This window comes from Parabacteroides merdae ATCC 43184, from assembly GCF_025151215.1.
Lineage (GTDB): Bacteria > Bacteroidota > Bacteroidia > Bacteroidales > Tannerellaceae > Parabacteroides > Parabacteroides merdae.
Genome location: NZ_CP102286.1, coordinates 2,257,137 through 2,272,150, shown reverse-complemented (window position 1 = coordinate 2,272,150; position 15,014 = coordinate 2,257,137). Strand labels below are relative to the sequence as shown.

The following is a 15,014-nucleotide window of genomic DNA, read 5'->3' as shown; positions in this document are numbered from 1 at the left end:
GATGAAAAATAGTATAACTCCTGCTCAACAACTTTATTATGCATGGGATTTATCGCATAAGAAATCGACCAGTGACGATAGTCGATTTACTGGCGTATTGTCTGAAGCTAAAGTTGATATGAATCCTCACCAAGTTGAAGCAGCTTTGTTTGCATTCAAATCTCCACTAAGTAAAGGTGCTATTTTAGCGGACGAGGTTGGTTTGGGTAAAACTATTGAAGCTGGCATTATTCTTTCAGAACTATGGGCAGAACATAAGAGGCGAATTATTATTGTTGTTCCTGCATCTCTGAGAAACCAGTGGAATTTGGAATTGATGGAGAAATTTTACTTACCATCAGTGATTCTCGAAAATGAAAGCTATAAGGAAATTAAGGAGTTGGACACTAATCTCTTTGAAGATGGTAGACATATCATAATCTGCTCATATAATTTCGCAATAAAGCATTCAGAAGAACTTCAGTTGGTTGATTGGGATTTGGTCGTATTTGACGAAGCTCACAAAATGCGTAATGTCTACAAAAAAGGTAATATCATTGGTAACACAATGATGAATACCTTTAAGCATTATAAAAAGATTTTGTTAACTGCAACGCCATTACAGAACAACCTAAAGGAACTATATGGCTTAATAAGCATTATAGATCCACATTTCTTTTCTACAGTTGATTCGTTTAATGAGCAATACAATATGATTACTACCAGAGACTCTGCTAAGTTTGGAGAACTCAAAGGTAGACTGTCTCATATTGTACATAGAACACTGCGTCAACAGGTCAAAGAATATGTCAACTACACTAAGAGAACTGCATTTGTACAAGAATATGAAGCTTCTCCTGAAGAAGTACAATTGTATGAAAATATAAGCGAATACCTTCAAAGGCCAGGAACATATGGCATTCCTGAGAAGGTAAGGCCTATGTTGTCATTAATTGTCAGAAAGATAATGTCTTCTTCTGCATATGCGTTAAGTTTTACTTTACAGCGTTTTGTCGAAAGACTAGAACATTACAAAGTTACTGGTGAATTGTTATCGGCCATGTCAACGGTAGAAAACGACTACGAAGTAACACTCGATGAAGAGAAAGACGAAATCAACGAAGGACTGAATCCTGCAATTTCTGATGCGATTGATTTGGAGATAGCTGAATTACGTATGTATCAGGAACAGGCAAAGTCTATTGTAAATGAGACTAAGGCAAAGCAATTACTCGTTGCTCTAGAAAAGACATTCCATAAAAATGAGATGCTTGGAGCACCCAAAAAGGCTTTAATTTTTACTGAAAGTCGTAGAACTCAAGAGTATTTAAAATCTTTTCTTCAGAATAACGGATACAAAGAAAAAGTCGTTTGCTTTAATGGCTCAAACAATGATGATGATTCTAAATCTATCTATCGAAAATGGCTATCTCTATATGCAGGTTCTAAACGTATATCAGGAAGAACAATTATAGATAGAAAACAAGCATTGGTTGACCATTTTAGGACAGATGCCGAAATCATGATTGCAACAGAATCAGGTGCTGAAGGTATCAACCTGCAATTCTGCTCACTTCTTGTCAACTATGACATGCCGTGGAATCCTCAAAGAATAGAACAGCGAATAGGACGTTGCCACAGATATGGACAAAAATTCGATGTGGTTGTAGTGAATTTTGTAAATCAGTTGAATTACGCAGACTGTAGAGTCTATGAATTGCTGAATGAGAAGTTTAATCTTTTTGAAGGCGTATTTGGTAGTAGTGACGAAGTCTTAGGCTCATTGGAGTCTGGAGTTGATTTTGAGAAGAAGCTTAATCATATTTACCAAACTTGTCGTACAGAAAGAGAAATTGAGGCTGCATTTAATCAACTTCAGTCTGAATTGGAAGAGATTATACAGCAACGAATTAAAGATACCAAAAAGTCTTTACTTGAAAATTTTGATGAAGAGGTTGTTGATAAGCTGAAGATTCGACAAAGCGAAGATCGTGATAGAGTAAATTCTTATAATCGTCATTTTTGGCGACTAGCCAAGAGTGTTTTGAAAGATTTAATTACTGACATTGATGATGAAAATCTTACTTTTGTTTTACCAGTATCACTAAAAAGCAATATACCTTCCGGTACTTACATATTAAACAAAGATCATGGAGATTTTCATCAGTTAAGAGTAACGCATCCTCTTGGCGAATATATTATAAGCAGAGCATTAGAGACCCCTGTTCCTGATGCTAGTATTGAATTTGAAGTAGACAATTTATCCTCTAGACAAGTTTTGCTGGAAAAGTATAAGGGAAAATCAGGTGTAGCTGTCGTATATAAAGTAAAGGCTTACAATGAATTAGATTCACATGAACATCTTCTTTTCTGTAGCAAAACTGATGATGGAGAGAATCTTTCACCAGATTTTCTTAAAAAATTGTTTGAAGCAAACGCTATTAATGAATCGAAATGGTTTGGAGACAATGTTGAAGAGCAGCTGACCGAATCATATGAGCAACAATTGTATGACTTGAAACATGATGTTTATAGCAGATCTGAAGAATACGTTAGTTTTGAGATTGATAAGTACCAAGCTTGGGCAGAAGATCAAGTTTACTCACCAGAGAATGAAGTTATTGCTCTTCGCAAGGAAGATGAAGCCTTGAAAAGACAAATTCGTAAAGAAAGAAATGCAAAATTGAAACTTGAACTTCAGGAGAACGAAGCTAAAATAGCAAAGCAATTACGTCAGAAACAACGCCAACTGTTCGATCTGGAAGATGAATGTGCGGATAAAGTTGATGCTATGACTGTAAAACTTCGAGTCGCCATGACAAACCATTATGATACATCCATTTTTATGCGTTTTAGATGGCATATTAAATAACTAAAGGCTCCCAAACAGAGAAGTCAATAAAGATAAAGATTGAAGTAGATACTTGTCCACCGTTGAACTTCAATACAAAATAAAAGCTATTGCTTCAGCCACATTCATTTATGCCCCGCTGTTTCACACTTCTAGACCTGTTTGCAGGCAAGATGCAATTATCATCCGGTGAATAATCCTGAAAAATTTGAACTTGTGAAATCTGTGTTTGATAGACCTTTGGTAGTAAGCATCCGATAAAGTACACATTGTATTTTCATAAAATAGAAAACTCGATATCAACTTTAGTCAAAAGCTAATATCGAGTTTTTTATTCGGCACTATAAAATATTTTGTGTAAATGGAAAATACGGGATTCAAGTTTGAGTCTCGTATTTTTTATTTTATAGATTTGCAAAATGAAGAAGATTATGAAAGAAAAGAATCAAGTAGTGCCCGATGAGGTGTTAAGCAAGGAGTTCCTTAGCCAGTTCAAGACAGAAGCGGATGTGAGCAAGTTTCTGAAACAGTTGCATGCCCAGGTGCTGGAGAAGATGCTTGAAGGCGAAATGGATGCCCATTTGGGCTATGAAAAGAATTCTGTGACAGGGAACAATACCGGCAACTCCCGGAATGGCAGTTATCCGAAGAAAATCCAGACCGAACATGGAGAGTCTGTCATTTCTATTCCACGTGACCGTAACGGCCAGTTTGAGCCGATAGCAGTGCCCAAACATGAAAGTCGTGGACTTTCTATAGAAAAGCTCGTTATCTCCCTATACGCCAAAGGAATGAGCGTTTCTGACATAGAGGAAGAGATGCGTGAGATTTATGAAATAGAGCTCTCTACATCGGCCATTTCCATCATTACCAACAAAGTCAATCAGGCTGCCCAGGAGTGGCAGAACCGTCCCCTTGATCCTGTTTGCCTGATAGTCTGGATGGACGGTATTGTCTTCAAGGTACGGGATAACGGCAAGATCATAAACAAGACCGTTTACCTTTGCGTCGGACTGAAACAGAACGGCCTGAAGGAAGTTCTTGGCATGTGGGTTGGCAAATCGGAAAGCTCTTCTTTCTGGATGGGTGTCCTGACCGACTTAAAAGCCCGTGGAGTGCAGGATATACTGATTACCTGTACCGACAATCTGAATGGATTTACGGATACTATCCGCAGTGTATTCCCTCAGTCATCCACTCAAGTCTGTGTGGTACATCAGATCAGAAATTCCTGTAAATATGTCGTTTATAAGGATAAGAAAGAGTTTACAGCGGATATGAAGAATATCTATAATGCACCCAACAAAGAGGTTGCAGCCACAGAACTTGACAATCTGGAAAAGAAATGGGGAGGAAAGTATCCTTATGCTATACTTTCATGGAGAAACAACTGGGATGATTTGACTGTTTTCTTCCAATTCCCGCTGGAAATCAGAAAAATAATCTGCACAACCAATCTCATTGAGAACCTGAATGGAAAAATCAGAAAGTACACGAAATCAAAACTTTCATTTCCTTCGGACGATGCTGTAAAAAAGACCGTATATCTTTCGCTTATGGAGATTGAAAAGAAATGGACAATGCCTATTTCAAACTGGGGCTTGATTATGAATCAATTTATGCTTATGTTTGAAAACAGAATCCAGATATAAGAACAAACTTACAACTGAATCCTGTTTTCATTTACACAAAATTCTGGACAGTGTCTTTTATTCTTTAACATAAATATTTAAACTCCAATTGGATTCGTGTTGGATTTCTCTAACTTCCAAACATCCGGAAGAAGTTCACGAACATTTTTCCCGGAGTCTCTTTCCAGATAGTATGGAAGTTTGGCTATGACATCATTCAGCCATTCCCTTGGGTTAATTTCCTGTGCTTTACAGGTAGCTAATAGTGAGCATATGATTGCTGTATTTTCAGCTGCCTCGTGGTTACCACAAAAGAGGAAGTTCTTTCTGGACAAAGTAAGTGGTCTAATCGCATTTTCCGCCAGATTATTATCGATTTTCAGATTTCCATCTTTCAGGTAATTCTTCATTCTTGGCCAAAGAGGATAAGTATAGGTAATAGCTTGTCCCATGCGACTTCTTGGTGGTACTTTGCCATAAGTCTGTTCCATCCATTTTTCAAAGGAGTCAAGTATGGGAGTTGCCAAACGCTGGCGGAGTGCACATCGTCCCTGCGCATCGAGTTTCCGGGCATCTGCTATCTGCTCAATATGATATAGTTCCTGTATTTGTTTAAGAGCATATTCAGCAAGTGATCTATTTTCATCCAGTGCCAGCTCCATATGTCTTCTGATATGGGCCAGACAGGCAATAAGGCACACGTCCTTAGTGCCATCAAACGCATTGTAGGCACTGTATCCGTCACTTTGAAGATATCCTTTGAAGTCCTTTAATAAATTTCTGATTGTCTGTCCGGATCGGGAACCGTCATCATAATGGAAGATGACCAGTTTTTCCATAGCTGCCCTGACCATCCATAAATACTCCTTATCGGTTTTTCCCTTTCCTTTGTTGATGACCCGTACTGTGGTTTCGTCGACCTGAACATATCCGCTGCCCGTTACGAGCTTTACTAATTCCGAATAAAGAGGACTTAATAACTCACATACTGGCTTAAACCACCCGCTTAAAGTACTTTCCGGCAGTCGTACACCCAAATGTCTGTATTCCTTTACCTGACGGTAAAAGGGAACATGATATTCATATTTCTGCAGAAGTATTTCGGCTAGCAAGGAAGGTCCTGCCAGACATTTGTATATAGGGGAAGGTGGAAGCGGTGCTATTATGACACCGCTTTCACCCTCTTTGGGAAGACTTAAATTATTTTTGAGTCCGTATTTGGGACGTACTGTCTCTTTGACATATAGCTTTCCCGGTTCAAATTCAAGCGTACGTGTGCGCTCTTCACCTATACGACGATATCGATTCAGATCCACATTATCAGGTTCGACAATGACTTCCACAACGGGCAGCCCCTCTAACAGTTCCCGATTACGGCGGGATTCTTTTTTCTTTCCGTCCGGTTTACATGTCCTAGTGCCTACGCCAGTCTCCACAAGATCCGTTTCCTCTTGCCTGGGATTAGCCAAGGTATCAAACAAGGCAAGCTGGTTGGGATCCAAGGATGCCAGCTTTTCACTCTTTCTGCCGAAAAGCTGTCTGTTTAACCAGGCTACTTGCGACAGGAGTTCCTGTACTTTTTGCTGCAGTTCTCCCGTCTGTTCCATAAGTTTCTGATTTGATTCTACAAGGGTACGATTTGTCTCCAGAAGCCCTTTTATTTGCTCCTGTTGATTCTTGATTATTAGTTCCATCGTATCTGTATGAATCATTCTTTTTAGTATCTTATTATAATGTAAAGATACTGAAAATCGTACAGCTATACAAGTTTAGGAAGCTCTTTTTAATCAATAAAATCCTTCTTTTCGACCGGCTTTAAGACGTTTGAGTCTATCACTCGGATTATCGGTTATGCCTTCCACCATCAGTACTAAATCACGCCATTCCATGGGATAGGAACGGCTTTCACTATCATAGGAAGGAAGTCTAAAGGTACCTTCCTCAAGGCGTTTTATGTATAAAACCATACCTCCGTCTTCGGTATGCAGAAGTTTCATGGTTGTTCTGCTTCGGTTGACAAAGATAAACACATCGCCAAGTCGAACGTCATATCCCATTTTATCATGAACAAGCCCACAAAGGGAATTTATTCCTTTGCGCATATCTGTCTTCCCGGGACACAGGAAGTAGCGCATCGTATCATTCAGGCAGAACATGGCTACATAATTTACTGATCAGGCCATAAATAATCTCCGGATTACTTAGGATGTTGAGGTGGATCTTTATGCCGGATGGAAGTTCTATGGTTACATGCCTGTCACCACATGATGAAGTGGGAATGGCAGGAGTATGATTAATATTAAGAGGGATAAACGAATCACCTGTAGGTTCGGTGTGTTTGGTATATGGGTGACTCAATCCATATTTCTTCTTCCAATAATGAAAACAGGAAGCAGGATACGATTCATTATCACAGAAATCCTTTATGGTTAGTCCGCTGGACTGTTGGCGCTGATATAGCGCTAAAAACTCTTCTTTACTCATTGATCGTTTCATAACTACGTTTTTGAACGCAAAGTAATAGAAGAGTTTTTAGGTCTACAATGTGTACTTTATCGGATGCTTACGACCTTTGTGTGATAGGTAGTGTAAATTGTATAGAATCTTTTCGATACAACAGAATTTATAATCGAGTAGTCCGCCATAAATGAAGACTGTTTATGGCGAGCTACTTTTTAGATAAAGAAACGGTAATCGTATGTTACACCATTATATTGTCTTAACAAGTTTCCCACCTGCGCCAATGTATTAGAAGTGTCAATTGTAGCAGGTAACTTTGTATATAGATTAAACGAGTTCCAATTCATTTTTGTAAATCCTAGAATTTCTTTAGCAATAGTTTCCAAATCTCCATGTCCATAGTATTTGGTAATTTTTAAAGGAGCAGGAATACAACGTCCTCCTTGGTAGTATCTACGATTTGACTGTATTGAGGGAACTACTCCATGTGTCCATAACAAAGCATTTCTCGATGATAGTTTAATGCAAGTTCCTCTATCAACAGGATATCCATCTTCAAGAAATTGACCATACATAATCTTCTCTGCAATAAACTTTAAATCATATTCTTGAGTGATTGTGATCAAATCAATTTCTGATATTCCTGCTTGCTTTAATGCGTTTGTTATACCTTTAATCTCATCATTCTTAAAAGGGGTTCGTTTATGAACTACAACTCTTTGAGGTAACTTTTCCATAGCGTCTTGAAAAAGAGCCAGTATATCCATCCCAAATTTATAAGCTTCTTCAAAATTTAAATAAGGATTTTTCTTTTTGTCAAATTGCGGATGTTCAACTTTTGACAGTTTATATCTTAATCCCTGTCCTTGTGCATTGTATATATGGCTACAACCTAAAACAACTTCAGCTTTACCTGAATATTGCTTTTTTATGCTATATCCAATTCCTGCATATGCTGTATTTTGATCTAAGTCTGCAAGAGTCCAGGGAGTTCTTAAAGCTTTCACAAATAAAGCTAAAGAGAGCCACCATGAAATTTTACATACCATCTTGTTATATAAAGTTTTTTCTTCTATAAATTGGGTCGTGAATCTATGTTGGGCGGCAAACGCTTTAATATAGTTATGCAAATCAAATGTTTCTCCATGATAATTGAATTGTCTATAGTTACTCCATGAATTAGGTACAAATATTAATAGCACAATTCCTGGGAACTGTTCTGAAAGTTTTTGCCCTTCTGTACAAATAGTTTTTGCTAAATTAATGGCACTTTTAGGATTATCATTTATTGATACCCATTTTTCAGAATGTATTTCAGGAATATCAAGTCTACAGTTATAAATATTACTAAAACCGGTATAATGATGTACATAGTCGGATAATTTATCTGCAGATACTGTAGAATTTAGTCTTTTTAGAAATTCACTAAATTTTAAAGAATAAGAAGTAGGACAGATACTGCCAATGCATACATCTTTAGGGAATACATCAAAATAATTCGCATCGAAAGGTCTGTATTTTGATAATCCTCTCATCGGATTGTCATCATATGCTGGTTTATTAACGTATGGATTTATAAATTCAAGCTTGGGTTCGTTAATGTGTATGCCATGATATAATGTTTGATTTATATTATATCCCTTCGGAGAATATATCGTTATGTTACCTTGTCCGTAATGGTGTATTTCAGCATAACCACGATTATTGGATATTTTAAAGATAAAACCACTTCGTGAATTAACAGGTATCTCAAAACATAATCTTTTACCATTAAACATTATATTACACCATTCTTGTAATTTCTTCTCATATTGCTGATTTCTCATTTTATCCAAATACTCATGAGAGTATTGTTGTTTGATCTCCTTTTTTATTTGGCCATTAGAAATAAAATAGACTGTTGGAGTGATTGAAAACAAGACATATTTCTTTTGTTGGACAAATGATAATCCACATTCAATAGCTTCATGTATTGTTACATTATTCTTATTTGCATAAATATCTTTTTTTATATAGCATAGAACGCTTGTAATCAACACCTAACCCTCTAATTTGAGAGATTCCATAAAGTGCATCTTTGAGAAATAATTCTTTAAAATGACTATTCTTCTCTATTTCATTAATAGAAATATGAACACGCTCAATTTCACTAATTAAATTTTTCCCAAAAACTTCATTGATAGTAGATACAGTTGAGATGGCATATACTTTGTCTTTATATGGTACAGCAATAAGGGGTTTTTCTTTAATCTTTTCTCTAAGATATTTCCATCTGTTTTCATTCTCATCGTATGAAATTTGAAACTGAAATATTTCATCGGGAAAAGTAGCTGGAATTAGATTACTTTTCAGATATTTTTTTGTATTTCCATCCTGTATGTAAAATGGAGTTGTTGTATTGTCTATACTTATTACTTTAAGTATTTCATTGATCTCCTCTTGTTTATTAGAATCTTCATTAAAACAGAATTTTACAAGAGATAACATGACGTTATCAAATCCGTTTGTGTCAATATAAAACGCTTGTCTTCCAGCAGATCGAATAGTTTGAATCAAATCTGCTATTTCTGGTGTAATATCCTTGCCGTAGCCACACCAATACAATCTTCCTGCTCCCTTATCCGTAAAAGCTTCTTTCAAAGCAGACATAAGGGATTTATCTCTTCCACTATATCCTATGATAATTAAATTTTTGTCAACAAAATAACGTCGCAAAGCTGAAACAAATTCACTATTCTGTGAATCTAGTTCTTTCTCTGTATTTTTGAGTGTTCTAAATTTACAATCTCCATGTAATGCTATATAAAGTAATTCACTTGAACTTTCTGTCCTATATATACGATCAACGCAATCAAGATTTATAGCTATAGGTGTTATATTGGCTTGTTGTGCAGCTCTTTCCACGAGTCCATCGAAATTTGTACTCCAGACAGATTTTACAATTCCATATTTATTCAACAGACATAGCAATTTATATCCTACATACGGACTTTTTCCATTGCACAGGCTTTCAAAATATTTAGTTCTGTCCGCATCTATTGGATATGAAGCTTCGGCATAAAAAGAATATTCTTCTGGACTCCCCAATTGTGGATATTTCCCTTGCACATCTAACCATTTCTGAATGATGTCTTTACTTAAATCAGATTTTTTGGGATCTACTAATTTTTTTTGATTACCTGATAATGATTGATATATTAAAAATTTCCAATCCCATATGCAATCATTTGCCGATTGAATACCAGATGAGATGGATGCACCGGCACCTAATAGGACACCAAATGACCCATCTAAATTTTGTTTGATTGATCGTAAAAAAGCATCAAATTCTAAATATAAATTTTCGGGCATATTCATAGTCGTTGGTTATCGTGATTTTATTATTTCTCGTATATCTGACTCACAGTCTCGGCTGTTTCTTTCATCATTTGTCGTAATGACTCAGGGGCAATAACCTCTATTTGTGCACCAAACGAACGGAGCAAAGAACGTAACTCATAATTATTTTGGACTTTTAAGGTTATCTTCCAATATCCATCTTCAAGAGGTGTTGTCACTGCTGATTGAGATTCATGAAGTGGCTTAGTCACAATATATCCAATGGCTTTATCACTAACCTTTAAAATGACTTCTTCTACAGGAGCATTTGAACGCGAAACGCCGACGATATCGCTAAAGTATTCTTTAAAATCTATTCCTTCAGGTTGTATTATGTATGGTTTAGATGTTTCCTTTACTCCTTCGATTCTATCAATTGCAAAGTTTGATAGATAATCCGAGTCTTTATGTTTGCCGATCAGAAACCAGCGATTATTATATTGTTTAAGATGATAAGGAGTAACAATTACAGTTCTAGCATCCTTCCCAAATGGATGATATATAATTTCAATTACCCTTTTGTTAACAATTGCATTAAAAATGGGTTTATAGTATAAATCCATTCCTTTGAGATAGGGATTATGCTGAAAACTTACAACTGAATCCAGACTATCTCCTAATTTACTGGTCGTATATAGTCTTTTTTCAAGGTCGTTTAACCACTCAAATTGTGGTACTCCATCGAAACGTTTAAGAAGTATCAATGCATCATAAATCAAATTGAGCTCTTCTTGATTGATAGGTTGATTTTTAATAGAAGCCCCTTTGGTATGGTATCGGTAATATTTTCTATGTCCATCTCGAATGGCATCTATCTCCATACTATATCCTTCTTCACTTTCAATGAATTTTAGATCTTCTTGTACTTGACGTTTTTTTACTCCGCAACCATCTTTCGTTTCTCCATTATACAGATAGAGCGCTTCATTGCAGGCATCTACTAAATCCTCAATATAGTAACGCCTAGACCAATTGCTCAGGCATTTATCTATAATCTGGTATCTTAACTGTGCATTTTTATTTGTTGGCATAGGCAATACTATTTATCAAACAATACAAAGCTAATTATGAACAATGCAGTCTTTCTGCATTGTTCATAATCTTTTATATTAAATCTTCTAATTTATCTACTATTGCAGCAATTTCTGTAGAATCAATACTTCCGTTCTCATGGTCAACTGTAGTAAATAAATTTACTCCTTCTATGTAACCGATTGATTTATAAAAATCTCGTTTCTTTTCCCATGATTCCTTATAGGCGGGATTATCTAACATTCCTAAATGTTCCCAAAGAATGGTATCTCCAGATGCATCTTCAAAAGTAAAATCAGGAATACATCGGCGGCCGTTATCTTCTATCATTCTTTCATATTCAAAGTCAATACCTCGTTCATATAGTATATTAGCAATAATTACTTCAGACTTGCTACGTACGATTAAACCTGGCTTTAAGGTTGTGTGAATCAATCCTTCCACATATGGAATGTTTGAAATATCTTCACGAACAGATGTAGAAAAAAGATTTGTATTTCGCTTAGCTAGAACTGACATCTGAGGTTTAGTATACTCGATTAACCACGATATATTATCTTGTATCAACAGAATTAATTTCTTTCTTGCTCGTGTTAAAGCTGTATAGATTAGTTCACGTGAAAGTATACGTCCGCTTTTAGGAAGAACAACCAACACAGTATCAAAATCGCTCCCTTGACTCTTATGGATAGTTATAGCATAAGCCAAGTCTATTGTATTATCAGCCTCATCCGACTTAGAAGAATAATATGAAAATCTCTTGTTGGGTAACCCGGTAAAAACAACTGTCGATTTCTTTTCCCTCTTATTTGCATAATTAACAAAACCTATTTGACCATTTGAAAGTTGACATTCTTCTTTACTCGTAGATTTCTTGCGTTCATTCTTTAATTGAATGACCTTATCTAGAGCAGATATGGTAATAGGAGCTATTTCTATTGAAAAATTTTTATTTATACCAACCCACTCTTGGAAATACGAATTAATCTGGAATGTTCCCCATACCGGATTTTTTACTGGGGATAAAACCTGAAATTTTTCAACCTTTGACGGATCATTTAAGGCTTTATTTACATCGTCAAGTCCTATAGATTTACGAATCTTATCGGATAAAGATTTACCTTCCTCTTCTGGCAACTCTTTTTCAATGGCCTCTTTCAAGCAGTCTTTAAGGTCGTTTTCATCATTCCAAGTATAAACAACCAAGTCATTATTAAGATTTCCTTTGGCAACTTGCTCAAAAATGAGATCGGAATTCTTTGCAGGTTTTTCTCCAGAGAACCATGATGCTAAAGTCAATATGTCAGAGTCTCCTGTATTAATAGTTCTTACAACATATCGTAATTTTGTTATTGCCGATCTTAAATATTCGTCTTTATTATCCTTTAGGTAGTTAAATAAGTCTGCAAATGGTCTGCCAGGGCCAATAGGAGGTAATTGAAATGGATCTCCAATTAAAATTATTCGATTAATGTTCTTTAAATCCAATGCTTTCATTAAGACATAAAAGTCCTTACATGTAAGCATGGAGCACTCGTCAATAATGACATTTTTGGCTCCACAGTATTTACGTTTTTCTGCATCTTCAGGAACACAAGGTGTCATTGTATCCCAGTCAAAGAAACCCTGACGCGTCAGAAATTGCGCAATAGTTAGGGCTTGAATATCTGCAGACATGTTACCCAAGCGAACTCGCGCTTTCCCTGTAGGAGCCAAAAGGAGTGTACCTTCTGCTTTTATTTGTGGCGATTTTAAGAAAGCTTTGACAACTGTAGTTTTGCCTGTTCCAGCTGGACCTGCCAGCACAGAAAGGCGCTTACTGCAGAACATTTCCAATGCCTTTACCTGGTCAGCTACAGCATTACGGCATCGCTCATTTGCTTCATTGTAACCATCAATAGATGCTTTAACGATCGTATTCCAGTCTTCTTTTAATGGTGATTTGACATCCTTTGAAGCACGACCTTTGAATATCTTACGCAAATAATCATCAATTTCTTTATATTCCTTCAACTGCAGTGCACACCTGTCATCAGTATTAAGATATATAGTTTTTTCTTCAATGAACTCTTTGTTTGACATTAAATAATTATATGGCAGTTGATGATTGTCCGCAGCCAAACAATCTTTTATATATAACTCAATCTCGTTTGCAGAAATTAATGTATCACCATCACTGAGACTTGCCACAAGTTTTGAAATGATAAATGAGCGGATCCTTCTATTATCAATTACGGATTCCACTAGTGAAGGAGCTTTTGGAGTCCATTTGCCTTGAATCTTAGGGTCAGCCATTATGCCAAGATCAATCATTTCGGTTGTAACAGGAAGATAATTTTCAATAAGACTCTCCTCGCTGATAATATATGGATTATTTAATAATTCATCATAGCAGCCAGGACTATCAAACCACCATTTTATTACTTCCGAATTTATTTCAAAACGTGATAGCAGTTCCAGTACTTGTCTTTGGTTACTTAGAGTATTTTTCCAAAGAATACGATAATGAGTAAGTTCACTTTTATATACGGAATCAGGAAGAGACAATTCATCTTTCATCAATTTATCAAAGGCTTCCCATGGATTATCTTTAACCCTACAATATCCATTATTTCGTAAATCCTGTTCAATTATAAATGCATAATTTACCCCTATTGCTGATAAAGCCTCGGCGAAAGCTGGGAAAGGACCTATCATATCCTTCACCTTTGCAATTTGGGAATCTATCCACAAAATTTGTTGTTTCCAGTTTCCTCCGACAAGTCCATGATTAATGACACATTCTAAACATTTCCTGGCTACATTCAAAATAATCAACATGCTATGGTTACTAACATATTCACAACCATACGACAACTCGTTAAAAATTTTCTGGCTATTGCCTAGCTTTGGAATGGTAATTTTTATTTCATCAATTACTTCTTGTTTTGATTTTCCTGTTTGGGCTTTTACATAGTCTTCATCAAGTGACATATATTCATGATATGGCAAAAGAAATCCTTTTGACTTCTTCAAATCAGTTCTTATACCATGTTCAAAAATCAAATCCCAAAAAGGATATGTATAATCAGTTGTTGTCTCATATGTTTGTAGCGGTAAAACTTTAGTAATTTCACCTATACCAACGATTAATTTTGCATCTTCATCAATTGGATTACCACTTTTGCAATAGAAAACTCCGAGTGAAGTGCCAGCTTCTATATTTAATCTAAAGTGATTTAATATTTCAAACTGTCTCTCTTTTCCATATACCCAAGATGTAGGAAACGGTGCAGTTTCATCATCAGACATATTCGGATATTTATGATTCAGTTCTTCCTGATAATCACGAGATAGATATCGGAAAGGTATTCCAAAAAAGCTATATGGTTTGAGTTCTATTGTTGTAGGTAAGAGCTTTGCATGTGGAGTCTCTCCAAAAGCATAAACATGTTTGAAGGTTCTTTTATATGGCTTCTCATTCATAAAACCACCATTCTCGCCAACACAAGCAGGTAATTGATCTTGCTTGAGAGAATTCCAATCCTTTCCTGCATAAGTTTCTTCTTTGTTCTCATCTTTTTTTTCAGATATATTGTGAAGCATCATGCAGAATGGATTATTTTTCGGACATTGACAAATAGTTCCATTCCATTTATTATCGTGCCAAGGCACACGGATTGATATATGTTTCATGATAATCG

General features: G+C 36.0%; 9 protein-coding genes and 1 pseudogene. 3 read left to right on the top strand and 7 right to left on the bottom strand.

The features are described from left to right. Position 1: 1 nt before the first annotated feature. The 3 genes and pseudogenes from NQ542_RS09425 to NQ542_RS09415 all read left to right on the top strand — a co-directional run bounded on the left by NQ542_RS09425 (position 2) and on the right by NQ542_RS09415 (position 4,482). Positions 2-2,851, top strand: coding sequence for an SNF2-related protein (locus tag NQ542_RS09425; RefSeq protein WP_005640856.1), 2,850 nt, complete (start codon positions 2-4; stop codon positions 2,849-2,851). A gap of 11 nt (positions 2,852-2,862) precedes the next feature. Further along, positions 2,863-3,006: pseudogene (locus tag NQ542_RS09420) on the top strand (nucleotidyl transferase AbiEii/AbiGii toxin family protein); the annotation flags it as partial. Positions 3,007-3,261: 255 nt separating this feature from the next. Next, complete coding sequence (locus tag NQ542_RS09415; RefSeq protein WP_005650368.1) at positions 3,262-4,482, top strand: IS256 family transposase; 1,221 nt, start codon at positions 3,262-3,264, stop codon at positions 4,480-4,482. 77 nt (positions 4,483-4,559) lie between these two features. Here the strand turns inward: NQ542_RS09415 and NQ542_RS09410 are convergent, their stop codons facing one another. The 7 genes from NQ542_RS09410 to NQ542_RS09380 all read right to left on the bottom strand — a co-directional run bounded on the left by NQ542_RS09410 (position 4,560) and on the right by NQ542_RS09380 (position 15,006). Further along, positions 4,560-6,173 (bottom strand): IS66-like element ISBvu3 family transposase, encoded by a 1,614-nt coding sequence (locus tag NQ542_RS09410; protein ID WP_005639999.1) that lies wholly within the window; start codon positions 6,171-6,173, stop codon positions 4,560-4,562. A 75-nt stretch (positions 6,174-6,248) separates the two neighbouring features. Continuing rightward, positions 6,249-6,563 (bottom strand): IS66 family insertion sequence element accessory protein TnpB, encoded by a 315-nt coding sequence (tnpB, locus tag NQ542_RS09405; protein ID WP_230199192.1) that lies wholly within the window; start codon positions 6,561-6,563, stop codon positions 6,249-6,251. A gap of 37 nt (positions 6,564-6,600) precedes the next feature. Continuing rightward, the gene (gene tnpA / locus NQ542_RS09400; RefSeq protein ID WP_005635862.1) at positions 6,601-6,957 is read right to left on the bottom strand and encodes an IS66 family insertion sequence element accessory protein TnpA; all 357 of its coding nucleotides are present in this window, start codon (positions 6,955-6,957) and stop codon (positions 6,601-6,603) included. Between the two features lie 179 nt (positions 6,958-7,136). Further along, positions 7,137-8,957 carry an argonaute/piwi family protein gene (locus NQ542_RS09395; protein ID WP_227945674.1) on the bottom strand — a complete coding sequence of 607 codons (1,821 nt, stop codon included), beginning with the start codon at positions 8,955-8,957 and terminating at the stop codon, positions 7,137-7,139. Then, positions 8,908-10,272, bottom strand: coding sequence for an SIR2 family protein (locus NQ542_RS09390; protein WP_227945673.1), 1,365 nt, complete (start codon positions 10,270-10,272; stop codon positions 8,908-8,910). The genes NQ542_RS09395 and NQ542_RS09390 overlap by 50 nt, the downstream gene beginning before the upstream one ends. Positions 10,273-10,301: 29 nt before the next feature. Next, positions 10,302-11,330: a helix-turn-helix transcriptional regulator gene (locus NQ542_RS09385; RefSeq protein ID WP_005635868.1), complete on the bottom strand. Its 1,029-nt coding sequence runs from the start codon at positions 11,328-11,330 to the stop codon at positions 10,302-10,304. A gap of 73 nt (positions 11,331-11,403) precedes the next feature. Beyond that, positions 11,404-15,006 carry an ATP-dependent DNA helicase gene (locus tag NQ542_RS09380; protein ID WP_227945672.1) on the bottom strand — a complete coding sequence of 1,201 codons (3,603 nt, stop codon included), beginning with the start codon at positions 15,004-15,006 and terminating at the stop codon, positions 11,404-11,406. Positions 15,007-15,014 lie beyond the last annotated feature (8 nt).

Bases quoted from the DNA above. Each gene is read 5' to 3' on its own strand.
- NQ542_RS09425 (WP_005640856.1), top strand. From the start codon at position 2: ATGAAAAATAGTATAACTCCTGCTCAACAACTTTATTATGCATGGGAT.
- NQ542_RS09415 (WP_005650368.1), top strand. From the start codon at position 3,262: ATGAAAGAAAAGAATCAAGTAGTGCCCGATGAGGTGTTAAGCAAGGAG.
- NQ542_RS09410 (WP_005639999.1), bottom strand. From the start codon at position 6,173: ATGATTCATACAGATACGATGGAACTAATAATCAAGAATCAACAGGAG.
- tnpB (WP_230199192.1), bottom strand. From the start codon at position 6,563: ATGCGCAAAGGAATAAATTCCCTTTGTGGGCTTGTTCATGATAAAATG.
- tnpA (WP_005635862.1), bottom strand. From the start codon at position 6,957: ATGAAACGATCAATGAGTAAAGAAGAGTTTTTAGCGCTATATCAGCGC.
- NQ542_RS09390 (WP_227945673.1), bottom strand. From the start codon at position 10,272: ATGCCCGAAAATTTATATTTAGAATTTGATGCTTTTTTACGATCAATC.
- NQ542_RS09385 (WP_005635868.1), bottom strand. From the start codon at position 11,330: ATGCCAACAAATAAAAATGCACAGTTAAGATACCAGATTATAGATAAA.
- NQ542_RS09380 (WP_227945672.1), bottom strand. From the start codon at position 15,006: ATGAAACATATATCAATCCGTGTGCCTTGGCACGATAATAAATGGAAT.